Source organism: Allokutzneria multivorans (assembly GCF_039537405.1).
In the GTDB taxonomy this organism is placed as follows: domain Bacteria; phylum Actinomycetota; class Actinomycetes; order Mycobacteriales; family Pseudonocardiaceae; genus Allokutzneria; species Allokutzneria multivorans.
On record NZ_BAABAL010000007.1, the window covers coordinates 106,168 to 132,221 of the forward strand.

Sequence of the window (26,054 nt, forward strand, 5' to 3'; positions counted from 1 at the left end):
TCGCCGCCCCACCCTGACGAACGCCGGTTTCTTCCCGTTATCGCCGAGCTGAGCGGCGCTCACGAAGCCAACGCGCTGTCGAGCTTCTGCGCGCACGTCGCCAGGTTCCACGCGTAGAGCACCAGCCCCATCCCCGTGGACTGGTGCACGACCGCGTGCAGCGCCTCGTGCTCGATCTCCAACCACCGCAACGGGTTCTCGGCGAGCGCGGTGATCTCCTCCTGCGCGAGCCACCTGCGGAGCCGGTCGGTGGCCACGGTCGCGACGCCCTCGGCCAGCTCGGACGCGGAGCCGGCCAGCTCCAGCCACGCGGCGAAAGCGCGCTCGCACGCGGCGGTGCGCTCCACCGGCGCTTCCTGCACCAGCGCGCACTCGCGGGCGAACACACGCGGCAGCCGGGCGAGCCGGTAACGCACCGATCCGTCCACTGTGGACACGTCGACGTCGATCACGTTGGCGTCGAGCAGTTCCTCCAGCCACGCCTCCGCCTCGGACACCGGGCAGTCCAGCAGCGCCGCGCCCACCCATGCGGCGAAGTGCGGCACGTCGAGGGTTCCCAGCCCCCGGTAGAGCCGCGCGGCCTCCGGGGAGAGCCGGTGGTAGCTGGACTCGAAAGCCGCGCGCAGCCCGCCGCGCTCGTCGCAGCTCAGCTCGTCCAGCCTGCGCCGCTCGTCGGTCAGCATCCGCACCAACCGGTCCGCGCTCCAGTGCGGTTTGGCCAGCAGTCGCGTGGTCGCGACGCTCAGCGCCAGCGGGAGCCCGTCGCACAGCTCGGCCAGCTCGGCGGCGCTCTCCGGCGAGAGAACGGGAAGGGCGCGACGCACGAACTCCACGGACTCTGTGGTGCTCAACGGTTTCAGCCGCACTCGTACGGAGTCCGCACCGCCGGCCAACTCAGGCAGCTGGTCCCGGCCGGTCACCACCACGCAGCACTCACGGGTGCCCGGCAGCAGGGGCCGGACCTGCGCGTAGGAGGCGGCGTTGTCCAGCACCACGAGCACACGTTTGCCCGCGAGGAGGCTGCGGTAGAGCGCGGCGCGCTCGCCCAGCTCGCCGGGCAGCTCCGCGTCCGGGACGCCGAGCGCGCGCAGGAACCCGGCGAGCACCTCGGTGGAGGACAGCGGCGCCCGGTCGCGGTCGTAGCCGCACAGGTCGACGAAGAGCTGTCCGTGCGGGAAGCGCTCGGCGACGCGGTGCGCCCAGTGCAGCGCCAGCTCGGTCTTGCCGACGCCGGGCATCCCGGTGAGGTAGCCGACCGGGAGCATGCAACCCTTGCCGCTCCAGGGAACCAGATCGTCCAGAGTGGACAGTTCGGCGGTTCGGCCGGTGAAGCGCGCGGTGCTCGGCGGCAGCTGGGCGGGCACCACGCGCGCCTCGGCCCGCGCCGTCGGCTTCGCCACGGGGACCGGGGTGAGCACCGGGTCGTCGGCCAGGATCGCCTCGTGCAGCTCCCTGAGCACCCGGCCCGGTTCGAGGCCGAGCTCGTCGATCAACAGCGAGCGCCCCTCGCGGAAGCTCTCCAGCGCCTCGGCGCGCCTGCCGGAGCGGTACTGCGCCAGCATCAGGTGCGCCCGGACCTGCTCGCGCAACGGGTGCTGCCGCACCAACCCGGTCAGCTCGCCGATCAGCTCGCGGTGCTCGCCCTCGGCCAGGCGCAGCGCCGCGCTCTGCTCGTAGGCGGTCAGCCGCAACTCCTCCAGCCGCGCCGCCGCCGACTCGGCGAAGCGCCCGCTCACTCCGGAGAGCGCGGGCCCGCGCCAGCGGCCGAGCGCGGCGGCGTAGGCGCGCACGGATTCGGCGTACTGGCCCTCCTGCTCAAGGCGTTGGGCCTGGTCGAGCTGCCGTTCGAACTCGCTGGCGTCGATGTCGTGCGCCTCCGGCAGCAGCAGGTAGCCGGGCGCCCTGGTCAGGATGACGTCGTCGGCGCAGCCGGCGGCCTTGAAGGTCTTGCGCAGCCCGGCGACGCAGATGGCGATCTGCGTCCGCCCGGTCGCGGGCGGACGGTCGTCCCAGACCGCCTCGACGAGGCTGTCCACGGAGACGACCCGGCCCGGACTGAGCAGCAGCATGGCCAGCACGGTGCGCTGCCGCTGGCCGCTGATCGGAACGGGACCGGTGTCCGACCGCACGTCCAGCGGTCCGAGCACGGTGAATTCCAAGCGGTCGCCCATTGAACCCCCAGTTCTCGGGAAACCTGATGTGTGCGCATGCAGTCAACCATGTGCGGGTTGTCCGAAATAGGGGTTCGGCAACCGTGTTCCGGAACCTGTTCTGGTAACGGTTACACACATTCCGAGCTGGCCCTACCTGGCGATCACAACGGTACCGAGATCTGTCACGGGCGCAGTTCCTCACAGAAAACCAGATATCGAATTCTCCGATATCCTGCGACCTTTCGGCCCAACGCGCTCGGCCGATCCGCACGGCTCACACCGGCTGTTCCAGCAGCCGTTGGATCTCGGCCACCCTGCGGTTCACCTGGGTCAGCTCGACGCACAGCGCGTGCTCACGCACGACGGAGCGCTCGCGGACCCTGTCGTACTCGGCGAGCGCGGCCACCCGCTGCCGATGAATGCGCAGCAGTCGTTCGACGACCCAGACCGAAGCCGCTCCGGCGAACAGCGCAAGGGCGGTGCGCGTGATCTCGTTGCCCTCCTGAGGCACAGCCATCTCCTTGCCTCGTGCGCCGACGGCCGACGCGGTGAACGGGGCGAAAAGTTATCAACTCGTATTTTCGGGCCGATATCACCATGACTTTTGTCATCACTTCCGGAAGCGATAACCGAATGAAAGCGCGCGGCGCTAGGCTGCGGAGCGGCCGGTCTCCGGGCAAGCTTCCGCAGCATGGGCGTCAACACCACGGGCAACGACACGCTCCGGACCCTGCTCGACGGCCGGTGGGCGGAGCTGCGCGAGCGCACCCGCAAACGGCTCGGCGTCCTGGAGGCGCCCGCGCCCGGCCTGAGTCGCGAGGAACACCGCGAACACGTGCTGCGCCAACTGCGCGCCTTGGCCTCCTCCGGGCACTCCACTGCCGGTTTTCCCGTGCGCCACGGCGGTGACGGCGACTTCGGCGGCTCGGTGGTGGCCTTCGAGATGCTCGGCTTCGGCGATCTCTCGTTGATGGTCAAGGCGGGCGTGCAGTGGGGCTTGTTCGGCGGCGCGGTGCAGGCCCTCGGCACGGACGCGCACCATGAGCGGTACCTGCGCGAGATCATCGAGCTGGACCTGTTGGGCTGCTTCGCGATGACGGAGTCCGGCCACGGCTCCGACGTCCAGCGCCTCAACACCACCGCCACCTACGACCCGGACACCGGCGAGTTCGTGGTGAACACGCCGAACGTGCACGCGCGCAAGGACTACATCGGCAACGCGGCGCGCGACGGCCAGGTCGCCGTGGTGTTCGCGCAGCTGATCACGGGCGGCGAGGAGCACGGTGTGCACGCGCTGGTCGTGCCGATCCGCGAGCCGGACGGGTCGGCGCGCGCGGGCGTGACGATCGAGGACTGCGGCGAGAAGGCCGGGCTCAACGGCGTGGACAACGGGCGGCTGACCTTCGACAACGTGCGCGTTCCGCGCGAGGCGCTGCTGGACCGCTACGGCCACGTGGCCGAGGACGGCACGTACTCCAGTCCAGTTGAGGGCACGGGCAAGCGGTTCTTCACGATGCTGGGCACGCTCGTGCGCGGCCGGGTCAGCGTCGCGGGCGGTGCGCTGAGCGCGACGAAGAAGGCGCTGACGATCGCGGTCCGCCACGGTGAGACGCGCAAGCAGTTCGCCAAGCCCGACGGCACCGAGGTCCCGGTCCTGGACTACCTCGCCCACCAACGCCGCCTGCTGCCCGCGCTCGCGACCACCTACGCGCTCAACTTCGCCCAGGAAGCGCTGGTCAGCGAGCTTCACGCGGTCTTCGGCGGTGACGAGAGCGACGACCAGAGGAAGCGTGAACTGGAGTCACAGGCCGCCGGGCAGAAAGCGGTGGCCACCTGGCACGCCACGCGGACGATCCAGACCTGCCGAGAAGCGTGCGGTGGGGCGGGCTACCTGGCCGAGAACCAGTTGCCGCAGCTCAAAGCCGACACGGACGTGTTCACCACGTTCGAGGGCGACAACACCGTGCTGCTCCAGCTCGTGGCGAAGGGCCTGCTCACCGGCTACCGGGACCACCTCGGCGACCTCGACACGCTCGGCATGGCGCGCTTCGTGGCGACTCAGCTCGTCGGCGCGGTCATCGAGCGGACTCCCGTGCGCGCGCTGCTCGGTGGCGATGTGCGCGACCGCGCTTGGCAGCTGAAGCTCTTCACCGATCGCGAGGAGCACGTGCTCGACGGCCTGGTTCGACGGCTGCGCAACGCGGGCGAGGACGACGCGTTCGAGGTGTTCAACAACGCGCAGGACCACGTGCTGCGCGCGGCGCGGACGCACGTGGACCGGATCGTGCTGGAGGCCTTCGTCGCGGCGATCGACCGCTGCCCGGACAGCGACACCGCTGAGCTGCTCGAACGCGTCTGCGACCTGCACGTGCTGGCCAACGTCGAGGAGGACCTGGCGTGGTTCCTCGGGCACGGCAGGCTCACCACCGCGAAGGCGAAGTCGATCACCAGCGAGGTCAACTCGTTGTGCGCCGAACTGCGCCCGCGCGCCGCTGAGCTGGTCGAAGCGTTCGGCGTTCCCATGGAGTGGATCACAGCGCCCATCGCTCAGCGGTGAAGCTGGCAAAGTACGCGCCATGAGTGTGTGGACAACCGTCGCCGAGGAGGTCGCGGCCAAGCTCCGCGAGGACGCCGCCGCCCGGGATCGCGGTGGCGTCGCGCCCGAGGGCGAGATCGAGCTGTTGCGGTCCTCCGGCCTGCTCAGCGCGTTCATCCCGGAGGAGCTGGGCGGCGGTGACGGGGACCCCGCGACGACCGACGCCGTCACGCGGATCATCACTGCGGCGGACGCGTCCCTCGGGCACCTGCTCGGTTACCACTACTTGCACGTCTGGCGCTCCGAGCTGTTCGGCGATGCTGAGCGCTCCACGAGGCTGAGGCGCGAGACCGCGGCGAACCAGTGGTTCTGGGGCGGGGTGGCCAATCCGCTGGACGCGGCGCTGGAGCTGACGCCGACCGACGACGGCTTCCTGCTCAACGGGCGCAAGACTTTCGCGTCCGGGGCGAGCGTCGCGGACCGGCTCGTGGTGAGCGGAACGCGGACCGACACCGGCGAAAAGTTGACCTTCACCATGGACGCCCGCGCGAACGGCGTGAAGTACCTGGGCGACTGGGACAACATCGGCCAGCGGCTCACCGAGAGCGGCGGCGTGGTGTTCACCGACGCCCCGGTCGCGGCTGACGACGTGCTGGGCGTGCACCCGACGTCCGCCGAGGAGGACTCGCCGGAGGCGCTGCGGCTGTCACTGGCGCAGATCGCGTTCCAGGCCGTGCTGTCGCAGCTGCACGTCGGCATCGCGGAGGGCGCGCTGGAGCAGGCCGCCGAGTACACGCGGACGATGTCGCGGCCGTGGTTCCTCTCCGGCGTCGAGAAGGCGAGCGACGACCTGTACGTGCTGGTCGGCTACGGCGAGCTGGTCGCGTCGACCGAAGCTGCTGGCCTGCTCGCCGACCACGCCAGCGCCCTGCTCCACGCGGCGGCGGCCGAGCCCGAGCTGACCCTGGAGCTGCGCGCGGCGGCGGCGCTGACGATCTCCTCCGCCAAGGTCGTGTCCACGCGGGTGGTCAACGAGGTCACGTCGAAGATCTTCGAGTTCGTCGGCGCGCGGGCGACCGCGTCGAAGTACGGCTTCGACCGGTTCTGGCGCAACGCCCGCACGATCACGCTGCACGACCCGGTGAGCTACAAGGCCCGCGAGCTGGGCGCGCACCTGTTGACCGGCGAGCTGCCGCCGATCACGGGCTACAGCTGATGGGTCCTTTGTTGGAGCCCCCCTTGATCGAACACAGCGTCCGCCTCACCGCGGACGCCGTGCTCATCCTTGATCGCCGCAAGCTCCCGTTGGAGCGCGAGTGGGTGCGCTGCGAGACCGTCGCCGACGTCGCTCAGGCGATCAAGGACATGGTCACGCAGTCCTCCGGCCCGTACTTCGCCGCGCTGTACGGCATGGTGCTCGCGGCGCGTGCCGGGGAAGACCTCGAAGCGGCCGGTCAGGTGCTGGTGAACACCAGGCGCACCAACAACCACCTCCGCAAGGCAGTCCACTGTGTACTGTCCACTTCGGACAGATCGGTTGCCGGAGTGCTGGCGGCGGCCGAGGCCGGTGACGAGCTGTACCGCGCGCGAAGCCGTGCTCTCGCCGAGGCCGCGGCATCGCTGCTGCCGGACGGCGCGCGGGTGCTCACGCACTGCTGGGCGGACATCTACCTCATCGAACTGGTGGTCTCGCTTCGCAAGACTGGCAAGGACTTCAGCTTCACCTGCACCGAGACCCGGCCGTACCTCCAAGGCGCCCGGCTGACCGCGCCGACGCTCGCGGAGATGGGCGTGGACACCACGCTCGTCACCGACGGCATGGGCGCGGCGCTCATCGCGGACGGCCGGGTGGACGCGCTGGTCACGGCCGCCGATCGGGTCACGATGGACGGTCACGTGATCAACAAGGTCGGCACGCTCGGTCTCGCGGCGGCGGCGCACGCGTTCGACGTGCCGTTCCACGCGCTCGTGCAGGCTCCGGACCAGGACGCACCCAGCGCCGAATCCGTGCCGATCGAGTACCGCTCCGGCGAGGACGTGTTGTCCTACAAGGTTTCCGGAGTGCGCGGGGTCTATCCCGCGTTCGACATCACTCCCCCACGCCTGGTCACGACTGTTGTGACCGATCGGGGCGCGTTCGCTCCGGCTGATGTCCACTCGTACTACGAAGAAGGAGAACAGAACCAGTGATCTCGCTGACCGCCCGGTGGGTCGTCGTGGACATCGAGGGCACGCTGACGCCCACCAGCCAGGTGCACGTGACCCTCTACGACTACGCGCGGCCCCGGCTCGGCCCGTGGATCGACGAGCACGGCGACGACCCGGTGGTGGCCGGCGCGGTGGCGCAGATCCGTTCGCTGGGCGGGCTTTCCGCGACCGCGACGACCGACGAGCTGGTCGCGGTGCTGCACGGGTGGATGGACGCCGACCAGAAGATCGCGCCGCTGAAGACCTTGCAGGGCTTGATCTGGCAGCGCGGCTACGCCATCGGCGAGCTGACCGCCGAGTTCTTCCCGGACGTGGCGAAGCGGCTGCGCGAGTGGAAGGCGGCGGGCCTGACGCTGGCGGTGTTCTCCTCCGGCTCGGTGCCGGGGCAGATCGCGTTCTTCTCGCGCACCACCGACGGCGACCTGCGCGAGCTGTTCTCGGCGCACTTCGACACGGTGAACGCGGGCCCGAAGAAAGAAGCTCCTTCGTACAAGGCGATTACCGCGGCACTGGACGCGGTTCCGTCTGAGACGGTGTTCCTCTCCGACGTTCCGGCCGAGCTGCACGCTGCGGCCGAGGCGGGTTGGCAGACGGTCGGCTTGGCGCGTCCGGGCGAGCCGTTCGCCGACGCGGACTTCGCTCCGCACCCGGCGCTGGCTTCGCTCGAAGACGTGGAGATCTCCTGATGGAGGGGCTGCGCGAGGCAGGGCGGGCGCTGGCGGCGGAGTCCGCGCGCTACACCGCGCTCGGCTGGATGCGCGGCACCTCCGGCAACCTCTCGGTGCGGCTTCGTGATGAGCCGCTGCGGTTGGCTGTCACCACCAGCGGCTTGGACAAGGGCGAGCTGACTGAGGACGACGTCGTGGTGGTGGACGCCGACGGCCTCGCGGTCCCCGACCAGCCGCACCCTTCGAAGGTGCCGTCGGCCGAAGCCGGTCTGCACGGCCGGATCGCGGCGGTGTCCGGGGCCGGGGCGGTGGTGCACGTGCACGTCATGGCGCCGGTGCTGGCCGCGGAGCGCTGGCCGGACGGGATCGAGCTGATCGACCTGGAGATGTTGAAGGGCTTCGGTCGCGCGGCGCACGATGACCTGGTGACGATTCCCGTGGTGCCCAACGGGCAGGACATGCGGGTGCTGGGCGACGCGTTCGAGAAGTCCTTCCGCGCCGACACGCCCGCGCTGGTCGTCGCGCGGCACGGGCTGTACGTGTGGGGCGCGGACCTGCTCCAGGCCCGGCACCGCGCGGAGTGCCTGGAATGGTTGCTGCGCTTCAAAGTGGAGAGTGAGCGATGACGCTGCTGACGGTCTGGCCGGACAACGACCCCGGCACGGTGGTGCTGCGCACCGAGGACGGCGCGGAGATCCAGTCCGAGCTGAAGCGGCTCGGCGTGCGGTTCGAGCGGTGGGACGTGGTCTCCGGGCTGCCCCCGACGCCGACCTCCGAGGAGGTCCTGGCCGCTTACCGGGAGAACGTCGACCGGGTGGTCGAGGCCGAGGGCTACGTGCTGGTCGACGCCATGCACATGACGCCCTCCGACGACCCGGCGTGGCGTGAGAACGCTGCTGCCGCAAGGAAGAAGTTCCTCGCCGAGCACACGCACGACGATGACGAGGACCGCTTCTTCGCGCGCGGCTCGGGCGTGTTCTACCTGCACGTCGGCGATCGCGTGTACGCGGTGTTCTGCGAGGCGGGCGACCTGCTCAGCGTGCCCGCGAACACCACGCACTGGTTCGACATGGGCACGCGGCCGGACTACGTGTCGGTGCGGTTCTTCCACGACGACGACGGGTGGGTCGGCAACTTCACCGGCAGCCCGATCGCCTCGCTGTTCCCGGACTACGACACGCTCGCGGCCTCACGCTCTTACTGATCCTTGATGCAGCGCGCGCAGCACGGCCAGCTCGCGCTCTGTCGGCGGTTCCGTCACGGTGACGTTGTCGGACACCCGGAGGTCCCACCCCGTCGCGGCTTTCACCTGCTGCACGGTGACATTCGGGTGTACCGCAACGAGAACCAGCTCTCCGGTGTCGTCCGACCGCAGCACCCCAAGATCCGTCAACACCACGCGTGGCCCCTTGACCACCGAGGTGACGAAGGACAGTTCCTCCACGAAGGCCCGCGTGTTGTGCCGCAGCACCATGATCACTTCCTTGGCCGATGCCGCGATCTCCGGTGCTCCCCCGGCTCCTGGCAGGCGTACTCGCGGTTCGGCGTAGTCCCCGACCACCGTGGTGTTGAGCCTGCCGTACTTGTCGATCTGTGCGGCGCCGAGGAATCCCACGTCCACGCGTCCCGCTTGCAGCCAGTAGTTGAAGATCTCCGGCACCGACACCAGCGCGTCTGCGGTGTCCGCGAGTTCACCGTCCCCGATGGACAGTGGAAGCCGCGTCGGTTTCGCGCCGATCGTCCCCGATTCGTAGATCAACACGCAGTTCGGCGCATGCGTGGCCCTGGCCAGGTTCGCTGCCGCGCTGGGCAGTCCGATGCCGACGAAGCACAGGACTCCGTCCCGCAGTTCTCGCGCGGCCGCCACTGTCATGATCTCGTCCGTTGTCGCCGTCATCCCACGTGCTCCCGCATCCACGCCGCGAACTTGTCCCTGTCGCGGCTGATCGCGTCCCATTCCCGGTAGAAGCCGTTGTCCCGCTCGTAGTACCCGTGCGCGTAGGAGGGGTGGGCTCCGCGCTCGACTTTCACGACCGCGTCCACCGCCATCGCCGGTAGTACGACTTGCCCGTGGTGCGGCTCGATCTCGTCAACGATTTCTTCGACTGTCACCAAGGCTTTTTTCGAGGCGAGCACGACTTCCTTCTGCACTCCCGTGATCCCCCAGAACGCCACGTTGCCGCGCCGATCCGCCTGCTGCGCGTGCACGATCGCCACGTCGGGGTTGAGCGCGAGCACCGCTGCGAGTTCTTCCCCCGTGAACGGGCATCGCACTGTTTTGATCGTCGGCGTCACCGCTGGCAGATCTGTGCCGATGTAGCCGCGCAGCACCGCGAACGGCAATCCCGATGCTCCCGCGACGTACCGGTTGGCCATTCCCGCGTGGCTGTGTTCTTCGATTTCCAGGCGGTGCGGGTACCCGTTCTCGATCGCGTCCCGGAACCGGTGCAGCGACCCCACGCCAGGGTTTCCACCCCAGGAGAAGATGAGTTTGCGCGCGCACCCCGCTCCGATGAGTTGGTCGTAGACGAGGTCCGGCGTCATCCTGATCAGGGTCAGTTCCCGTTTGCGCTGTCGCACGATCTCGTGCGCCGCTGCCACCGGGATGAGGTGGGTGAACCCTTCCAGTGCGACCGAGTCCCCGTCTCGCACCAGTTCCGCGACCGCTTCGGCCAGCCCGATCTCTCGCACGCCTCCACCTTCCCCTGCCGCCGGCGCGCCGTCCAATACCGTTCGCCTCGGCTCCCCTATCCCGCAGATATGGCAAGGTCGAGTTCGACTCTGATGTTGCGCAGGGGTTTCTGGTCCGGGTCGACCCAGCGTGGTGGGATGAAGGTCGGCAACCCCTGCTCGAAGACGATCTCCCACCCCTGCTGATGCATCACATGATGATGGTGGCTGCACAGGAGAACCATGTTGTCGAGGTCGGTCGGTCCGCCGTCGAGCCAGTGCACGACGTGGTGGGCTTCTGTCCATGCCGGGGGTCGGTCGCATCCGGGGAAGGCGCATCCTTTGTCCCGCACGGCGAGTGCGGTCCGTATCCCGGGTGAGGCGGTTCGTTTCGAGCGCCCGAGGTTCAGCGGCACGTTCTTCCCGCTCAAGACGGCGGGGAGGATGTTGGCGTCGCAGGCCATTTCGCGGATGAGGTGGGCGGAGAGGGGGCCGCCCCAGGAGGTGTCGCCGAACCCGATCGCGGTCAGGAGCGCGTGGTAGGGGATGGTGATGATGATCTGCGGCCTCAGTCCACCGCTGCTCGGCAACTCCCTCGTCGCGAGAGCGATCTTCATCGCCTCAGTCAAACTGTCCGCGTAGCGCTGTGCGGGTGTCCGGGTGTCTTCCCCACTGCGAGGGCTGGCCAACGCGTGCAGGGCTGCTTCCACGGCGGCGCCTTCGACGGGCGGGAGGATGCCGGTGAAGTGCAACCACCCGTTGTGATCTTTCCCCATCTTCACCGACCGTTGAGCGATGTCCTCTTGTTCATCCCGATACGCCCCTTCCGGGTCGAGTTGGGTGCGGATGCGTTTGCCCACATACATCAACTGACGCGGATTCAACAGGGGCGCATGCTTCACCAGGGCTTCCTCGGCCTCAACCGCACGATCCTCCGGGATCTTCGCCACCGCGTCGGAGACGACCAGAGCATGGCGGGGGCTGATCGTCCCGGCATACATCGCTTCCTTCGCCAACGGCAGCGACGGGAGTTCCCGCACAAGACGACTGCGGCGCTGAGCATCCTCAGGCGCCAGTTTCAACGCCGTCCGCAGTAACACCGTCAGATCCTTACACCCCTGATCGGCATACAAGCCCTGGGACTGAGCCTCGGTCGCAAGATCGGTGCTCGCGGCGACAGCGAGGGTGGCGATCTTCTCGAAGTCGCGTAGCTCATCCAACAGCGGATCGCCGGTGAACCGGTAAGTGTCCCCGCGCGCGAGGTAGCGTTTCAGCAAAGCGATAATGGCCTTGGCACTCAACAGAATCCCCCTCTTTCGACTCCTCTCTATTGTCTCAAATTCGAAGATCGAGATCCTGTCCCCAACGAGTGAATTCCCTTGAGCGACAACGGTTTCCGTTCGTCGACTCCGTCGACATCACCCCAAAAACAGCTACCCACAACGAAACCGCCGGTCGCCTGCGAAACCGGGTCGGCTTTACCTGGGGTGCGCGTGCCATACGCTTGCTGGCGTGGGCCGGTGATCCTTCACCGTGCCCGTCCGGCCCATGACGGCACGCGCAAGGGGCCCCCAGGTCAAGCCGACCCCCACGCAGCAACCCCCGCGCCCCACGCACCCAACCCAACCTGGAAGCGCAGCCCCACCCCGCTGGAAAGAGCTAAGACACCAGCCGTTCCCCTGCTGGAAGTCCAGCCGTCCTCGAGCTGGAAGTTCAGCCGTTCCCCCGCTGGAAGCCCAGCCGTCCCCGAGCTGGAAGCCCGGCCGTACCCCTACTGGAAGCCCAGCCGTCCCCGACCCGGAAACGCAGCCGTCCCCGAGCTGGAAGTCCAGCCGTACCCCACCCGGAAGCCCAGCCGTTCCCCCTCTGGAAGCCCAGCCGTACCCCACCCGGAAGCCCAGCCGTTCCCCCTCTGGAAGCCCAGCCGTACCCCACCCGGAAGCCCAGCCGTTCCCCCTCTGGAAGCCCAGCCGTACCCCACCCAAAAACCCAGCCGCCCCAAACACAACGCCCCAAAAGCCAACCCCTACAACACCAACCTCAACACGACGTACTCCCCGTGCACCCCACTGTCCACGAAGCCCATCCCCCGAGCCACCCGCAAACTCCGCTCGTTCCACGTCTGCACAACGCACCGGGCCTGCGTCACCCCGCTCCGCCGGAGGTGCTCAACCACCGCCGCGCCGAACCGCGCCCCGTTCCCCTTCCCGACCAGATCGGGGCGCATCCCCACGCCGACGTCCACTACGCCGTCCGCCTCGGCCAAGCCGGGCACGCGTGCTTCCTCGCCAACGCACAGGAATCCGACGAGCGAGTCGGACACGACGGCGAAGTACCCCTCTTCCGCCGTGAGCGGCCCGTCCTCCGGGCGGGAGTCGTAGAAGCTCCACGGGCCCGGGTAGCGCCAGGTGAGAATGTCTTCGGCGTGCTCGGCGCTCAAGGGCAGGACACGGAGATCAGCCATGCTCTCAGCCGCGACCAGCGATCAACGCCGAGGACCGCGCCCAGAACTGTCCACAATGGACACCGCCCGGTTCGACACATCCGACGTGATCGTCACCGACGCTCCGGTCTTCACGCTGTCGATCTTCGCGCCGTTGTTGACGACCGTTGCCGCGTCGACCGTGTAGACCTGGGTGTACCCGTCGGCGCTCTTGGCGGTGATGGAGGTGGCGCTGACTTCCGTCACCGAACCGGTCTGGGTGCGCTCGGTCTTGTAACCACCCTTGCCGTCGGAGACGACGAACTCCCCGTGCAGCGACTCCCGCACTGGCCCGCCGCCAGGCCCGAACATCATCGGGCCACGACCGCCAGGCCCCTGGGACGCCGCAGGGGTCTCGCCGCCGACGGCGTAGATGGTGACGCCGCCCGCCACGGCGATGCCGACGGCGATCGCGGCGGCGACGGCGGTCTTGCGGGCCGACCAGGTGCGGGTGGGCTCGGGCTGCGGGCCGCCCCAGCCGGGCTCCTGCGTCTCAGTGCTCATCGGGGCTCCCTGTGCTCGTTCGAAGCTGACCGCAACAACAACACCGGCGGAGCCTGTGCGTCGGCTGTGCGCAGGATGGGGACACGCTGTGCTGTCACCGCGTGCGGCGAGCGCACAGCTGATACACAGGAACCGCATAGCTCGGGCACAACCACGCGCACGACCTTGGGAGCATGGCCACGGTGAACGCTGAGACCTCGCGCTCGGACCTCCGCCGCGCGGACGGGCAGCCGGTGCGCGTGCTCGTCGTCGACGACGAGGCGAGCCTGGCCGAACTGGTCTCGATGGCGCTGCGCTACGAGGGCTGGGAGGTCCGCAGCGCGGGCGACGGGATGACGGCCGTGCGCCTGGCGCGCGAGTTCCGGCCGGACGTGGTGGTGCTGGACATCATGCTGCCCGACCTCGGCGGGCTGGAGGTGCTGGCGAAGATGCGCGCGGAGGCGCCGGAGCTGCCGGTGCTGTTCCTGACCGCGAAGGACGGCGTCGCCGACCGGATCGCCGGGCTGACCGCGGGCGGGGACGACTACGTCACCAAGCCGTTCAGCCTGGAGGAGGTCGTGCTGCGGCTGCGCGCGCTGCTGCGCAGGACCCGAGTGGCCAAGGCCGCCGACGGCGCGGAGCTGGTGGTGGGTGACCTTGTGCTGGACGAGGACAGCCGCGAGGTGCGCAGGGCAGGCGCCCAGATCGAGCTGACCGCGACCGAGTTCGAGCTGCTGCGCTACCTGATGCGCAACCCCAAGCGGGTGCTGAGCAAGGCGCAGATCCTGGACCGGGTGTGGAGCTACGACTTCGGCGGCCAGGCCAACATCGTCGAGCTCTACATCTCCTACCTGCGCAAGAAGATCGACGTGGGCCGGGAACCGATGATCCACACGATGCGCGGCGCCGGATATGTCCTCAAGCCCGCGGGGTGAGCGCGGGGGCTGGCGCCGCCTGTTCGAGTTCTCGACGGCGGACTGGTCGCTGCGCCGCAAGCTCGTCGTGCAGGTCACCGCGCTGCTCGCGCTGGTGCTGCTGATGGTCGGCGTGATCACCGAGGTGGCGCTCGGCGGCTTCCTGATGAACCAGCTGGACCGCAGGATCGCCGCCGAGATGCAGCGCCCGCCCCGGCTGCCGTCCCCGCCACCCGGCACCAGGGGCGCGCTCTTCCTGATCAACCCCGGTCTGCCGCTCGGCACGATCTCCGCGGATGTCGTCGACGGCCGGATCGTCCGCGCCAGGCAGCTCGTGGACACCGGATCGCAGGCGCTCGAACGCGACCTGCCCGCTGACGCGCTGGCCCCGCTGGCGGCGCTGCGCGCGGGCGAGCGGCCGCAGACGATCACGCTGGGCGAGTTCGGCCGCTTCCGCGCGCAGGTCTCCGGACGCGGTCGCGCCGTGGCGATGCCGCTGACCGAGGTGGAGCAGACGCTGGTGCGGCTCGGCCTCATCATCGGCGGGGTCGCGGCGGCGGGGCTGCTGGTGGCGGGCTTGGTCGGCGCGTGGATCGTCCGGCGCACACTGCGCCCGCTGGACCGGGTCGCGACCACCGCGCGCCGCGTCGCGGAGCTGCCGCTCAACCGGGGCGAGGTCGCGCTGTCGGTGCGCGTGCCGGAGCGCGACACCAACCCCAACACCGAGGTCGGCCAGGTCGGCGCGGCGCTCAACCACATGCTCAGCCACGTCGCGGACGCGCTCGCGGTGCGCCAGGCCAGCGAGAGCCGGGTCCGCCAGTTCGTCGCCGACGCCAGCCACGAGCTGCGCACCCCGCTGGCCTCGATCCGGGGCTACGCGGAGCTGACCAGGCGCGGCACCGAGGCCGTTCCGCCCGACGTCGCGCACGCGATGGGCCGCATCGAGTCGGAGTCGACCAGGATGACCGCGCTGGTCGAGGAGCTGTTGTTGTTGGCGCGCTTGGACTCCGATCGTCCTGTGGTGCACAGCCCGGTGGACCTGACCCGGCTCGTGGTCGACGCCGTCGCCGACGCGCAGGTCGCGGGCCGGGACCACCGCTGGCTGCTCGACCTGCCACCCACCGAGATCACCGTCAGCGGCGACGCGAGCCAACTGCACCAGGTGGTGACCAACCTGCTCACCAACGCGCGCACGCACACCCCGCCCGGCGCGGTGGTGACCACGAAACTCACGACCGCACAAGGACATGCGGTGCTCAGCGTGCACGACGACGGGCCAGGCATCCCGGAGGAGCTGAAGCCCGAGGTGTTCGAGCGCTTCGCTCGCGGTGACACCTCGCGCTCGCGCGCCGCCGGGAGCACCGGCCTCGGCCTGGCGATCGTCGCCGCCGTGGCCGCCGCGCACCACGGCCGCGTGGAGCTGGCGAGCCGCCCCGGTGACACCACCCTGACCGTCCACCTGCCGCTGCACGCCTCCGCCCAGCCCGGCACTCCGTGAGGGTTTGCTGTCGTTGACGACCGCTGGAGCGGGGGTGTGCGCGTCTTGAAGACCGGCGAACCCGACGACGTGCAGGACACCGCCCAGCCCCCGCCTCCCACTTGTGGGTGATCAGCGCCGGCGCACAGCGGGGGCACAGGGAGGGCACACGGTCGGCACAGGCGGAGGTCGGAGGCTGGCCGCATGGCCGCAGCAGTCCCCACCAGCGCAGCATCCGCCAGAGCGACACGCACCGGCGCAGCGTCCGGCAGCGCGCCGCCCACGAGCGCGGTGTCCGCCACAGCGACGCCCGCCCGGTGGGAACGCCCGGCGTTGGTCGCCCTGCTCGGCGTGAGCGCGCTGCTGTACCTGTGGGCGCTGGGCGATTCGGGGTGGGCGAACGCGTACTACTCGGCGGCGGCGCAGGCCGGGGGCGAGAGCTGGACCGCGTGGTTCTTCGGCTCGACCGACGCCGCGAACGGGATCACCGTGGACAAGACCCCGGCGTCGCTGTGGATCATGGGCTTGGCCGTGCGCCTGCTCGGGCTCAGCTCGTGGAGCGTCCTTGTCCCGCAAGCACTTCTCGGCGTGGCGTCGGTGTGGCTGCTGTACGCGACGGTGCGCAGGTGGTTCCCGGCGAGCGCGGCGCTGCTGAGCGGGGCGGTGCTCGCTCTGACGCCCGTAGCGGTGCTGATGTTCCGGTTCAACAACCCGGACGCGCTGCTGGTGTTCCTGCTGATCGCCGCCGCCCACTTCCTCACGCGAGCGGCGGAGGACGGGAGCACGCGGTGGATGCTGTTGTGCGGCAGCACGATCGGCTTCGCGTTCCTGGCGAAGATGCTCCAAGCGTTCCTCGTGCTACCGGCGTTCGCGCTCGCCTTCCTGATCAGTGAACCGACGGTCAAGCGCGTCGCGCAGCTCTTCGCGGGGCTGGGCGCGCTGATCGTCTCAGCGGGCTGGTACGTGGCACTCGTGGAGCTGTGGCCCGCGTCGGCGAGGCCGTACATCGGCGGCTCGCAGAACAACAGCGTTCTCGAACTCACTTTGGGCTACAACGGTTTGGGCCGCCTCACCGGTGACGAGGTCGGCAAGGTCGGCGGTGGGTTCAACTCCACTGGCATCGGCAGGCTCTTCGGCGCCGAGATGGCCGGGCAGATCGCGTGGCTGTTGCCCGCCGCGTTGGTGCTGCTGACCTTCGGCCTCTACGCGGCGACGAGAAGAGAGCGCACGGCGTTCGTTCTCTGGGGCGGCTGGCTCGTGGTGACAGCACTGGTCTTCAGCTACATGAACGGGATCATCCACTCCTACTACACGGTCGCGCTCGCCCCCGCGATCGCGGCGCTCGTCGGCACGGGCTCCGCCGTGGCCTGGCGAGAACGCGGACGCGGCGGCTCCGTCGCACTGTTCCTCGCGGTCGGTGGGACGGCGCTGTGGTCCGCGATGTTGTTGAGCAGCAGCATGTTCACGCTCGCTATCGTGATCGCGACGGTCGGGCTCGGCGCATCGGTGCTGTTGCTCTTCGCCGGACATCTGCCGTCGAACCTCGTGCGCGGCGCGATCGTCGCCGGACTCGTCGGAGCCCTCGCAGCACCCGCGGCGTACTCCGTCGCCACCACCGCGACCCCGCACAGCGGAGCACTGCCGTCGGCCGGTCCAGCGCGAAACATGCTTGCTACCAATAGCATGGGCAGCCTGCTCAACGCAGGGACACCGGGCCCCGAGATCACCGCACTCCTCAAGAAGGACGCCGAGAAGTACACGTGGGCAGCAGCGGCGGTCGGCTCCAACAGCGCGGCGGGTTTCCAGCTGGCCGCAGGGGCGCCCGTGCTGGCCGTCGGCGGCTTCAACGGCACCGATCCCGCGCCGACGCTGGAACAGTTCCAGGAGTACGTCCACAAAGGACAGATCCACTACTTCCTCGGCGGAGCGGGCGTGCGTGCCGAGTCCGGCAGCGAGGAGTCCCGTCGCATCGCGGAATGGGTCGCCTCGGCCTTCGAACCGTCCACCGTGGACGGCGTGACGACCTACGACCTGACGACGTGATGCTCACAGTGGGCGCACAGGAACGCCACAACGGCGGCACAGTCGGCGCCAGCACTGTCGATCACATGACCACCGCCCTCGCCAAGAGCTCCCCAGTCCCGATCGATCCCAGTGACCGGACCCCGCTGCTCGACGTGGTCGTCCCGGTCCACAACGAGGAGGCCGACCTCGCGGCCTGCGTGCGCCGCCTGCACGCGCACCTCACCGAGCGCCTGCCGTACTCGTTCCGGATCACCGTCGCCGACAACGCCAGCACCGACGCGACCCTGGCCATCGCCACCCGGCTCGCGGCGGAGCTGCCCGAAGTCGTTGTCGTGCACCTGCCGGAGAAAGGCCGGGGCCGCGCGCTGCGGCGGGTGTGGTCGGAATCGGACTCCCCCGTGCTCGCCTACATGGACGTGGATCTCTCGACGGATCTCGCCGCGCTGTTCCCGCTGATCGCACCGTTGATCTCCGGGCACTCCGACGTTGCGATCGGCACGCGGCTCGCGCGCGGTGCGAGGGTGGTGCGCGGACCCAAGCGCGAGTTCATTTCCCGTTGCTACAACCTGATCCTGCGCGGGGCGCTCGCCGCACGGTTCTCCGACGCGCAGTGCGGTTTCAAGGCCATCCGCAAGGACGTCGCCGATCGACTGCTGCCACTGGTCGAGGACCACGGCTGGTTCTTCGACACCGAGCTGCTCGTACTCGCACAGCAGGCGGGTCTGCGCATCCACGAGGTGCCGGTGGACTGGGTCGACGACCCGGACAGCCGCGTCGACATCGTCGCCACCGCGATCGCGGACCTCAAAGGTGTCGCGCGCCTTGCCAAAGGACTCGCCACCGGCTCGCTCAAGATCACCGGGATCGGCCGCGAGCCACTGCCCGGCTTCCCGCCGAAGCTCGCCAACCAGGCCGTGCGCTTCGCCGCGGTCGGCATCGCGAGCACCTTGGCCTACCTGCTTCTGTTCAGCCTGCTGCGCGGCGGGATCGGCGCGCAGGCCGCGAACCTGGTCGCGCTTCTCGTGACCGCCGTCGGCAACACAGCGGCCAACCGGCGCTTCACCTTCGGAGTGCGGGGCCGGGCGGGCGCTACGCGGCACCACCTCCAAGGCCTTGTGGCCTTCGCGCTCGGGCTCGCGCTGACCAGCGGTTCGCTCGCCGTGCTGCACGCGGTGACGGCACCGGCGCAGCTCGTCGAGCTGGGCGTGCTCGTGCTGGCCAACCTGCTCGCCACCGTCCTTCGCTTCCTGTTGTTGCGGCACTGGGTGTTCCGCGCCCGGAACGCCTGATCTAGGAGATCTGATGACCACCACTCGCCAGCGCGTGGCACTGGGCGCGCTGCTGTTCGGGACGGCGTTGCTGTACCTGTGGGACCTCGGCTCGTCCGGGAACGCCAACTCCTACTACGCGGCGGCCGTCCAGGCTGGGACGCAGAGCTGGAAGGCGTGGCTGTTCGGCTCCCTCGACGCGGGCAACATCGTCACCGTCGACAAGCCACCGGCCGCGCTGTGGCTGATGGGCTTGTCCGCACGGCTGTTCGGCTTCTCCTCGTGGAGCATGCTCGTGCCGCAGGCGCTGGCGGGAGTCGCTTCGGTCGCGCTGCTCTACGCGACGGTGAAGCGCTGGTCCGGTCACGGCGCGGGACTGCTCGCCGGAGCCGTCCTCGCGCTGACCCCGGTCGCCGCGATCATGTTCCGCTTCAACAACCCTGACGCGCTGCTGGTGCTGCTGCTCGTCGCGGCCGGGTACTGCTTGGTGCGGGCGCTGGAGAACGCGAGCACGGGCTGGTTGTTGCTGTGCGGAGCCGCGATCGGCTTCGGCTTCCTCACCAAGATGTTGCAGGCGTTCCTGGTGCTGCCCGCGTTCGGCCTGGCCTACCTGATCGCCGCGCCTACCGGGCTGGGCAAACGGATCGCGCAGCTCTTCGGCGCGCTCGGCGCGGTGATCGTCTCGGCGGGGTGGTTCATCGCGCTCGTCGAGCTGTGGCCCGCCGCCGACCGGCCCTACATCGGCGGCTCCACCACCAACAGCGCGCTCGAACTCGCCTTGGGCTACAACGGTTTGTCGCGCATCTTCGGGCAGGGGTCACCCGAAGGCGGTGGCGAGCGCGTGCTGATGGGCGGCGGCGGGAGTGGCAACCTCGGCTTCGGCGGGGAGTCCGGCATCACGCGGCTCTTCGGCGAGAGCATGGGCGCCGAGATCTCCTGGCTGCTGCCCGCCGCGCTGATCGGGCTCGTGGCCGGGCTGTGGTTCACCCGCAGGGCGCCGCGCACCGACCGCACCCGCGCCGCGCTGATCGTCTGGGGCGGCTGGCTCGTGGTGTCCGGCCTGGTGTTCAGCTTCATGAGCGGCATCGTGCACCCGTACTACACCGTCGCGCTCGCCCCGGCGATCGGCGCGCTGGTGGCGATCGCCGGACGGCAGTTGTGGTTGGGGCGCAAGAACACCTCCGCCCGCGCCGCGCTGGCGCTGATGATCGTCTCCACCGGCGTGTGGGGCGCGGTCCTGTTGAGCCGCAACGGTTCCTGGTACACCTACCTCGGCTGGGCCGCGTTCGGGCTGAGCGTGGTCGCGGCGACCGGGGTCCTCGTCGGAGTGCGCAGGCTCAGCGCGGTCCTGCTCGCGGTGACGGTGATCGGCGGGCTGAGCGGCACGGCGGCCTACGCGGCGGTGACCGCGAGCGTGCCGCACACCGGCTCCATCCCGATGTCCGGCCCGCGCGCACAGGAAGGCCGGGAACCGGAGACGGACGCCAGGCTCGTCGAGCTGCTGAGGTCCACCACCACGAAGTGGGCGGCAGCGGCGGGTGGCGCGCAGGGCTCCGGCAGCCTGCAACTGGCCAGCGGGCGGCCGGTGATCGCGATCGGTGGCTTCAGTGGCCGTGACCCGGCACCGACGCTGGAGGAGTTCAAGGCGCTCGTCGCGCGGGGCGAGGTCGGCTACTTCGTCAGCGGCGGCGGCATGGGCGGCCCCGGCGGGAACAGCGACATCGCCGCGTGGGTGCAGGAGAACTTCGCCCCGGTCAGCTACGGCGACAACACCGTCTACCAGCTGACCTAGTCAACCAAGCAACCGCTTGGTTAGGCTCGGGGCATGGCGCGCGACGAGTGGGGTCAGCCCGGTCCGGTCGAGGTGGCGGCGGGGGTGCACCGCATCCCCCTGCCACTGCCCAACGACGCGCTGCACGCGGTCAACGTCTACGCGATCGAGGACGGCGGGCAGCTCGTGCTGATCGACTCGGGCTGGGCGCTCCAGGAGAGCCGCGAGGCCCTGACCACGGCGCTGCGCCGGCTCGACCGCGACCTGGACGACATCTCCAGGTTCCTCATCACCCACATCCACCGCGACCACTACACGCAGGCCGTCGCGCTGCGCCGCGAGTTCGGCCACCGCATCGCGCTGGGCATCGGCGAGCAGCCGTCGCTCACCGACGAGCTGCTGAGCGGGAAGACCCTGACGCAGTACGCGGACAAGCTCCTCAGCTTCGGCGCGAAGGTCGTGGTCGACCGCATCGGCAAAGCCATCGAGATCAGGCCGGAGCCGGGCGTGTGGGAGGAACCCGACGAATGGCTCAGCAACGGTGAGGTGATCACCCTCGCCGACCGCGCGCTCCGCGTGGTCGAGACGCCGGGGCACACGCAGGGGCACGTGGTGTTCGTCGACGAGGCGGCGGGCCTGCTCTTCGCGGGGGACCACGTGCTGCCGCACATCACGCCGTCCATCGGCTTCGAGGCGAAGCTGCCCGAGCTGCCGCTGCGCGACTACCTGGGCTCGCTGAAGCTCGTGCGCGCCATGCCCGACCTGCGCCTTCTCCCCGCGCACGGCCAGGTGTCGGACAGCACGCACGCCCGAGTGGACGAGCTGCTCGACCACCACGAACGGCGCTTGGACGCGATCGCGGGCGCGCTGGCGGAGGGCGCGGCGACGGCCTACGAGGTGTCGCGGCTGATCGGCTGGACGCGGCGGGAGCGCCACTTCGACGACCTCGACGTGTTCAACCAGATGCTCGCGGTCATGGAGACCGGCGCCCACCTGGACCTGCTCGCGCTGCGCGGACGGGCGCGGTCGGAGAGCCTCGACGGCGTCGTCCACTACGGACTCCTGTGACGTGCGCCCCCGTCCGACCGCCGGGAGAACGCGAGTGGATAGCATCGCCGGGTTGGCAATCCCACGCCCGCTCACCACTCTCAACGAGGAGATCGTCATGGCCCAAGCTCCCGTCAACGTCACCGTTACCGGAGCGGCCGGACAGATCGGCTACGCCCTGCTGTTCCGCATCGCCTCCGGCCAGCTGCTCGGCGCGGACACCCCGGTCAAGCTGCGTCTGCTGGAGATCCCCCAGGCCGTGAAGGCCGCCGAGGGCACCGCGATGGAGCTCGACGACTGCGCGTTCCCGCTGCTGCAGGGCATCGAGATCACCGACGACGCCAAGAAGGCCTTCGACGGCACCAACGTCGCCCTTCTCGTCGGCGCCCGCCCGCGCAGCAAGGGCATGGAGCGCGGTGACCTGCTCGCGGCCAACGGCGGCATCTTCAAGCCCCAGGGCGAGGCGATCAACGCCGGTGCCGCTGACGACGTGCGCGTGCTGGTCGTCGGCAACCCCGCCAACACCAACGCCCTGATCGCGCAGGCGCACGCCCCCGACGTGCCCGCCGAGCGCTTCACCGCGATGACCCGCCTGGACCACAACCGCGCGTTGTCGCAGCTGTCGGCCAAGCTCGGCGTCACCGTCGGCGACATCAAGAAGCTGACCATCTGGGGCAACCACTCCGCGACCCAGTACCCCGACCTGTTCAACGCCGAGGTCGGCGGCAAGGTCGCGGCCGAGCAGGTCGAGCAGGAGTGGCTGAAGGACACCTTCATCCCCACCGTGGCCAAGCGCGGCGCGGCGATCATCGAGGCGCGCGGCGCGTCCTCGGCGGCGTCGGCGGCCAACGCGGCCATCGACCACGTCTACGACTGGGTGAACGGCACCCCGGAGGGCGACTGGACCTCGGCGGCCGTGGTCTCCGACGGCTCCTACGGCGTGCCCGAGGGCCTGATCTCCTCGTTCCCGGTGGTCTCCCGCAACGGCCGCTACGAGATCGTCCAGGGCCTGGAGATCGGCGAGTTCTCCCGCGAGCGCATCGACGCCTCCGTGCAGGAGCTGGTCGAGGAGCGCGACGCCGTCAAGCAGCTCGGCCTCATCTGATCCACCCGCACTCCGCACGGCCCCCGACCGCGACCTGGTCGGGGGCCGTCGCGCGTTCGGGGGTTCCCGCCACGAGGTAGGGGGCGGTTGAAGACGGCCGCGGTGGGGGTTTGGCGGTCTTGAAGACTGGTGAACCCGCCGCATCGATGCAGACATCGGATGAATAGGGGTTTTTTGGCGGCAAATACTCGCACTTGAGGGCCAGAGGTCGTATGTTTCGCGGTGCCGCCGCAACGGTGCAGTGAGGACAGGGGCTCATGACGGCTCTCTCCAGAAGGACGTTCCTGGGCGCTTCCGCCGCGCTCGCGGTCGTCGCCTCCCCCGTGGCGTGGGCGGCGGCCGGGCCGGGGAACGACACCCACGAGCGGACCGCGGCCGACGCGGCGATGCGCTGGCGGAGGATTCCCGACAGCTGGCAGAACGGCCCGTTCCTGGGCAACGGCTTCCTCGGCGCGCAGCTCTACCGCGCCGAGGCCGACAACGTCCTGAAGGTCGTGCTCAGCCACGGCCTCGTGCAGGACCAGCGCGTGCAGTGGGAGGCGGGCATCGGCCTGTCCCGGCTGCCGATCGGGTTCCTCACGCTGACCACGGCCGGCGCGATCACCGCGGTGGACTGGCGGCTGGACCTGTGGAACGCGGAGCTGACCGGGACGATCACCACCACCCGGGGCGGGCTGACCTTCACCGCGCTCGTGCACAACGACCGCGACGTGCTGCTGGTGTCGCTGACCACCACGGCGGGCGAGGAGTCCGCCGCGTGGGGCTTCACGCCGCTGCCCTCGCACACCACGCGCAAGGTCCGCGTGCCCACCGACTACACCGGCAACCCCGACCCCACGGTCGGAGCCGGTTTCGTCGAGCAGACCATGCACGCGGGCGGCGGCTACACCACGGCCTGGCAGGAGAAACGCGTCGGCACGCGGCGCCTGCTCGTGGCCTCGATCGCTTACGGCTTCCCGAACTCCACCGGCCGCGAGGAGGCCCTGCGCACGGTCCGCCGCACCCTCGCGGAGAGCCCGGACGTCCTCGTCGCCGTGCACCGGCGGTGGTGGAACCGCTACTACCGCAAGAGCTTCGTCTCTGTGCCGGACAAGCTCGTGCAGCGCTTCTACTGGATCCAGCTCTACAAGATGGCAGCCGCGACGCGGGAGAACGCGCCGGTGCTCGCGGAGTGGGGCCCGTGGTTCCCCGAGGTCGGCAACAGCTGGACAGCCGTGTGGTGGAACCTCAACGTCCAGGTCGCCTATCCGATGGTCAACGGCTCCAACCACCCGGAGCTCGACGCGGTCACGCCGACTTTCCGGCGCTACCACCACAACCTGGAGCAGTCGGTGCCGCCCGCCTACCGCGACGGCGACACCTACGCGCTGTCCCACCCGGGTGATCGCACGCTCCGGCCCGGTGGCACGCGCACGGTCGGGATTCCCGGCACGGGCTCGAAGACCGACCAGACCGGCAACCTGATCTGGGGCCTGCACAACGTGTGGCTGGCCTACCGGCACAGCATGGACGAGCGCGTGCTGCGCGACGTGCTGTTCCCGATCCTGGCGAAGGCGGTCAACTTCTACCGCCACTTCCTGGTCGAGGGCTCCGACGGCGAGCTCCACCTGCCGTTGACGCGCTCACCGGAGTACGCCGACGCGGCCGACTGCACCTACGACCTGTCGCTGATCAGGTGGGGGTGCAGCACGTTGATCGACACGGCGCTTCGCTTGCGCGTCAACGACTCCAGGCTGCCGATGTGGCGCGACACGCTGACCAGGCTCGTGCCCTACCACCGCACCGTGCAGGGCGTGATCATCGGTGACGGAGTGCCGCTCGCCGAGTCGCACCGCCACTTCTCGCACCTGCTCTGGCTCTACCCGCTGCGCGAGTACCAATGGGACCGCCCGGCCGACCGCGCCCTGATGCGCACCAGCTACGACCACTGGTCGAGCCTGCGGGTCAACTGGCACGGCTACAGCTTCGCGGCGGCGTCGACGATGTGCTCGCTGATGGACTCGCCCACCGAGGCGCTGGCGAACCTCATGGGCTTCCTGGACGGCTCGATCGTGCACGAGACCCAGCTGACGCCGAACACGATGTACCGCGAGGGCACCAATCTGGCGATCGAGAGCCCGCTGACCGCAGCGCAATCCGTGCTGGACATGCTGATCCAGAGCGCAGACGGTGTGGTCAAGGTGTTCCCGTCGGTCGCGGACGCGTGGCCGGACGCTTCGATCGAGTCGCTGCGCACGCAGGGCGCCTTCCTCGTCGACGCCTCGCGTCGCAACGGCAGTACCGAGTGGGTCCGCGTACACAGCGAAGCCGGTGAACCGCTGGTGCTGCAGCACGGAGTACCAGGAGAGATCGACGTCCGCGACGGCCGAGGTCGGCCCGTGCCCTGGCGCCAGGTCGCTCCGAACCGCATCTCCGTCCGGCTCCGCCGAGGCGAGTCCGCCCTGATCACCCGGCGCGGCACGCGGCCGTCCCTGTCCCCTCGCGACGTCACATCACCCACCACCCCGCCTCCGCCGTGGGGCCTGCCGTAAGACCCGCGGGTGTGCACGCGGCGATGAGGGGGAAGACTGAGGACATGCCTCGTAGCTTGCTGGCCATGGCCGTGCTCGTCTCCGCCGCCCTCGTCACCGCGTGCTCCCAGCCCGCCAAGCCCGCGAACACCTCGCCCAGCACCAGCGCCGAACAGCCGAAGCCCGCCGCTGCGGAGTTCACCGGCACCCTCGCCGCGCCCGGCTCCGGCACCGCGGTGAGCTACAACGCCGCCGCGCCGGTCGGAGCGCAGCTCGTCGTCAAGGTCGCCGCCGGGGAGAAGGACACCACGGTCGAGTTCAGCGCCAAGGGAATGCAGCCCTCGCGCGGCTACGCGGTGCACGCGCACACGAAGCCGTGCGGTGCCACGGGCGCGGACGCCGGGCCGCACTACCAGAACACCATCGACCCGGCCGCCACCCCGGAGAAGCCGTCGGCGGATCCCGCCTACGCCAACCCGCGCAACGAGATCTGGCTGGACTTCCGCACCGACGCGCAGGGCGCGGGCACCTCGAAGGCGAGCGTTCCGTTCGGCTTCACCGACCGCGCGCCCGCCTCGATCGTGGTGCACGAGAAGGAAACCACCGCCACGCACCACGGCCAGGCCGGGACCGCCGGTGGCAGGCTCGCCTGCTTCACCGTGCCGTTCAAGCAGTAGCCAGCCGCTCGCGCACCAGACAACCCTCGACTGAGCCCCCTCCGTTCGAGTCCACAGTGG

The 26,054-nt window shown here is 69.8% G+C and carries 22 protein-coding genes; 15 read left to right on the forward strand and 7 right to left on the reverse strand.

The genetic code is table 11. The features are described 5' to 3' along the window. Positions 1-59 precede the first annotated feature (59 nt). Together ABD798_RS12920 and ABD798_RS12925 are read right to left on the reverse strand one after the other, a co-directional pair. Positions 60-2,171: an AfsR/SARP family transcriptional regulator gene (locus tag ABD798_RS12920; protein ID WP_344874214.1), complete on the reverse strand. Its 2,112-nt coding sequence runs from the start codon at positions 2,169-2,171 to the stop codon at positions 60-62. A 256-nt stretch (positions 2,172-2,427) separates the two neighbouring features. Continuing rightward, the gene (locus ABD798_RS12925) at positions 2,428-2,670 is read right to left on the reverse strand and encodes a hypothetical protein (RefSeq protein ID WP_344874216.1); all 243 of its coding nucleotides are present in this window, start codon (positions 2,668-2,670) and stop codon (positions 2,428-2,430) included. 174 nt (positions 2,671-2,844) lie between these two features. Here ABD798_RS12925 and ABD798_RS12930 point away from each other — a divergent pair, with 174 nt between their 5' ends. The 6 genes from ABD798_RS12930 to ABD798_RS12955 are packed head-to-tail and all read left to right on the forward strand — an operon-like array spanning position 2,845 to position 8,769. Beyond that, positions 2,845-4,710: an acyl-CoA dehydrogenase family protein gene (locus ABD798_RS12930; protein WP_344874218.1), complete on the forward strand. Its 1,866-nt coding sequence runs from the start codon at positions 2,845-2,847 to the stop codon at positions 4,708-4,710. Positions 4,711-4,729: 19 nt separating this feature from the next. Beyond that, positions 4,730-5,905: an acyl-CoA dehydrogenase family protein gene (locus tag ABD798_RS12935; RefSeq protein ID WP_344874220.1), complete on the forward strand. Its 1,176-nt coding sequence runs from the start codon at positions 4,730-4,732 to the stop codon at positions 5,903-5,905. Beyond that, positions 5,905-6,879 (forward strand): translation initiation factor eIF-2B alpha/beta/delta subunit family protein, encoded by a 975-nt coding sequence (locus ABD798_RS12940; RefSeq protein WP_425549212.1) that lies wholly within the window; start codon positions 5,905-5,907, stop codon positions 6,877-6,879. Before ABD798_RS12935 ends, ABD798_RS12940 begins: the two co-directional genes overlap by 1 nt. Beyond that, on the forward strand, positions 6,876-7,583 hold the full coding sequence (gene mtnC, locus ABD798_RS12945) for an acireductone synthase (RefSeq protein ID WP_344874224.1): 708 nt from the start codon (positions 6,876-6,878) through the stop codon (positions 7,581-7,583). Before ABD798_RS12940 ends, mtnC begins: the two co-directional genes overlap by 4 nt. Then, entirely contained in the window at positions 7,583-8,191 is a 609-nt protein-coding gene (mtnB, locus tag ABD798_RS12950; protein ID WP_344874226.1) for a methylthioribulose 1-phosphate dehydratase, read from the forward strand. Before mtnC ends, mtnB begins: the two co-directional genes overlap by 1 nt. After that, positions 8,188-8,769 (forward strand): 1,2-dihydroxy-3-keto-5-methylthiopentene dioxygenase, encoded by a 582-nt coding sequence (locus ABD798_RS12955; protein ID WP_344874228.1) that lies wholly within the window; start codon positions 8,188-8,190, stop codon positions 8,767-8,769. Before mtnB ends, ABD798_RS12955 begins: the two co-directional genes overlap by 4 nt. On the opposite strand, the gene ABD798_RS12960 is transcribed toward ABD798_RS12955, so the two are convergent. The 5 genes from ABD798_RS12960 to ABD798_RS12980 all read right to left on the reverse strand — a co-directional run bounded on the left by ABD798_RS12960 (position 8,755) and on the right by ABD798_RS12980 (position 13,221). Continuing rightward, positions 8,755-9,462 carry a CoA-transferase subunit beta gene (locus tag ABD798_RS12960; RefSeq protein ID WP_344874230.1) on the reverse strand — a complete coding sequence of 236 codons (708 nt, stop codon included), beginning with the start codon at positions 9,460-9,462 and terminating at the stop codon, positions 8,755-8,757. The genes ABD798_RS12955 and ABD798_RS12960 overlap by 15 nt on opposite strands. Then, complete coding sequence (locus ABD798_RS12965) at positions 9,459-10,256, reverse strand: CoA transferase subunit A (protein ID WP_344874232.1); 798 nt, start codon at positions 10,254-10,256, stop codon at positions 9,459-9,461. The genes ABD798_RS12960 and ABD798_RS12965 overlap by 4 nt, the downstream gene beginning before the upstream one ends. A 56-nt stretch (positions 10,257-10,312) precedes the next feature. Beyond that, positions 10,313-11,536 (reverse strand): HNH endonuclease signature motif containing protein, encoded by a 1,224-nt coding sequence (locus tag ABD798_RS12970; protein ID WP_344874234.1) that lies wholly within the window; start codon positions 11,534-11,536, stop codon positions 10,313-10,315. Positions 11,537-12,261: 725 nt separating this feature from the next. Continuing rightward, positions 12,262-12,699 carry a GNAT family N-acetyltransferase gene (locus ABD798_RS12975; protein ID WP_344874236.1) on the reverse strand — a complete coding sequence of 146 codons (438 nt, stop codon included), beginning with the start codon at positions 12,697-12,699 and terminating at the stop codon, positions 12,262-12,264. A 21-nt stretch (positions 12,700-12,720) separates the two neighbouring features. After that, positions 12,721-13,221, reverse strand: coding sequence for a hypothetical protein (locus ABD798_RS12980; protein ID WP_344874238.1), 501 nt, complete (start codon positions 13,219-13,221; stop codon positions 12,721-12,723). A gap of 173 nt (positions 13,222-13,394) precedes the next feature. Here ABD798_RS12980 and ABD798_RS12985 point away from each other — a divergent pair, with 173 nt between their 5' ends. The 9 genes from ABD798_RS12985 to ABD798_RS13025 all read left to right on the forward strand — a co-directional run bounded on the left by ABD798_RS12985 (position 13,395) and on the right by ABD798_RS13025 (position 25,994). Next, positions 13,395-14,135 (forward strand): response regulator transcription factor, encoded by a 741-nt coding sequence (locus tag ABD798_RS12985; RefSeq protein WP_344874240.1) that lies wholly within the window; start codon positions 13,395-13,397, stop codon positions 14,133-14,135. Further along, a complete protein-coding gene (locus tag ABD798_RS12990) occupies positions 14,113-15,612 on the forward strand; it encodes a sensor histidine kinase (RefSeq protein ID WP_344874242.1) in 1,500 nt (499 codons plus the stop codon). The genes ABD798_RS12985 and ABD798_RS12990 overlap by 23 nt, the downstream gene beginning before the upstream one ends. Positions 15,613-15,795: 183 nt before the next feature. Further along, positions 15,796-17,634: an ArnT family glycosyltransferase gene (locus ABD798_RS12995; protein ID WP_344874244.1), complete on the forward strand. Its 1,839-nt coding sequence runs from the start codon at positions 15,796-15,798 to the stop codon at positions 17,632-17,634. A gap of 65 nt (positions 17,635-17,699) precedes the next feature. Beyond that, positions 17,700-18,905 carry a bifunctional glycosyltransferase family 2/GtrA family protein gene (locus ABD798_RS13000; protein ID WP_344874246.1) on the forward strand — a complete coding sequence of 402 codons (1,206 nt, stop codon included), beginning with the start codon at positions 17,700-17,702 and terminating at the stop codon, positions 18,903-18,905. Positions 18,906-18,918: 13 nt separating this feature from the next. Beyond that, entirely contained in the window at positions 18,919-20,676 is a 1,758-nt protein-coding gene (locus tag ABD798_RS13005; protein WP_344874248.1) for a glycosyltransferase family 39 protein, read from the forward strand. Between the two features lie 33 nt (positions 20,677-20,709). After that, the gene (locus tag ABD798_RS13010; RefSeq protein ID WP_344874250.1) at positions 20,710-21,723 is read left to right on the forward strand and encodes an MBL fold metallo-hydrolase; all 1,014 of its coding nucleotides are present in this window, start codon (positions 20,710-20,712) and stop codon (positions 21,721-21,723) included. 97 nt (positions 21,724-21,820) lie between these two features. After that, complete coding sequence (locus ABD798_RS13015) at positions 21,821-22,807, forward strand: malate dehydrogenase (protein WP_344874252.1); 987 nt, start codon at positions 21,821-21,823, stop codon at positions 22,805-22,807. Between the two features lie 257 nt (positions 22,808-23,064). After that, entirely contained in the window at positions 23,065-25,338 is a 2,274-nt protein-coding gene (locus ABD798_RS13020) for a glycosyl hydrolase family 95 catalytic domain-containing protein (protein WP_344874254.1), read from the forward strand. Between the two features lie 44 nt (positions 25,339-25,382). Further along, a complete protein-coding gene (locus ABD798_RS13025; RefSeq protein WP_344874256.1) occupies positions 25,383-25,994 on the forward strand; it encodes a superoxide dismutase in 612 nt (203 codons plus the stop codon). The last annotated feature ends 60 nt before the right edge of the window (positions 25,995-26,054 follow it).

Bases quoted from the DNA above. Each gene is read 5' to 3' on its own strand.
- ABD798_RS13020 (WP_344874254.1), top strand. From the start codon at position 23,065: ATGACGGCTCTCTCCAGAAGGACGTTCCTGGGCGCTTCCGCCGCGCTC.
- ABD798_RS12940 (WP_425549212.1), top strand. From the start codon at position 5,905: ATGGGTCCTTTGTTGGAGCCCCCCTTGATCGAACACAGCGTCCGCCTC.
- mtnB (WP_344874226.1), top strand. From the start codon at position 7,583: ATGGAGGGGCTGCGCGAGGCAGGGCGGGCGCTGGCGGCGGAGTCCGCG.
- ABD798_RS12920 (WP_344874214.1), bottom strand. From the start codon at position 2,171: ATGGGCGACCGCTTGGAATTCACCGTGCTCGGACCGCTGGACGTGCGG.
- ABD798_RS13005 (WP_344874248.1), top strand. From the start codon at position 18,919: ATGACCACCACTCGCCAGCGCGTGGCACTGGGCGCGCTGCTGTTCGGG.
- ABD798_RS13010 (WP_344874250.1), top strand. From the start codon at position 20,710: ATGGCGCGCGACGAGTGGGGTCAGCCCGGTCCGGTCGAGGTGGCGGCG.
- ABD798_RS12955 (WP_344874228.1), top strand. From the start codon at position 8,188: ATGACGCTGCTGACGGTCTGGCCGGACAACGACCCCGGCACGGTGGTG.
- ABD798_RS12990 (WP_344874242.1), top strand. From the start codon at position 14,113: ATGTCCTCAAGCCCGCGGGGTGAGCGCGGGGGCTGGCGCCGCCTGTTC.
- ABD798_RS12925 (WP_344874216.1), bottom strand. From the start codon at position 2,670: ATGGCTGTGCCTCAGGAGGGCAACGAGATCACGCGCACCGCCCTTGCG.
- ABD798_RS12985 (WP_344874240.1), top strand. From the start codon at position 13,395: ATGGCCACGGTGAACGCTGAGACCTCGCGCTCGGACCTCCGCCGCGCG.
- ABD798_RS12975 (WP_344874236.1), bottom strand. From the start codon at position 12,699: ATGGCTGATCTCCGTGTCCTGCCCTTGAGCGCCGAGCACGCCGAAGAC.
- ABD798_RS12980 (WP_344874238.1), bottom strand. From the start codon at position 13,221: ATGAGCACTGAGACGCAGGAGCCCGGCTGGGGCGGCCCGCAGCCCGAG.
- ABD798_RS12995 (WP_344874244.1), top strand. From the start codon at position 15,796: ATGGCCGCAGCAGTCCCCACCAGCGCAGCATCCGCCAGAGCGACACGC.
- ABD798_RS12930 (WP_344874218.1), top strand. From the start codon at position 2,845: ATGGGCGTCAACACCACGGGCAACGACACGCTCCGGACCCTGCTCGAC.
- ABD798_RS12960 (WP_344874230.1), bottom strand. From the start codon at position 9,462: ATGACGGCGACAACGGACGAGATCATGACAGTGGCGGCCGCGCGAGAA.
- ABD798_RS13025 (WP_344874256.1), top strand. From the start codon at position 25,383: ATGCCTCGTAGCTTGCTGGCCATGGCCGTGCTCGTCTCCGCCGCCCTC.
- ABD798_RS12935 (WP_344874220.1), top strand. From the start codon at position 4,730: ATGAGTGTGTGGACAACCGTCGCCGAGGAGGTCGCGGCCAAGCTCCGC.
- ABD798_RS13015 (WP_344874252.1), top strand. From the start codon at position 21,821: ATGGCCCAAGCTCCCGTCAACGTCACCGTTACCGGAGCGGCCGGACAG.
- ABD798_RS13000 (WP_344874246.1), top strand. From the start codon at position 17,700: ATGACCACCGCCCTCGCCAAGAGCTCCCCAGTCCCGATCGATCCCAGT.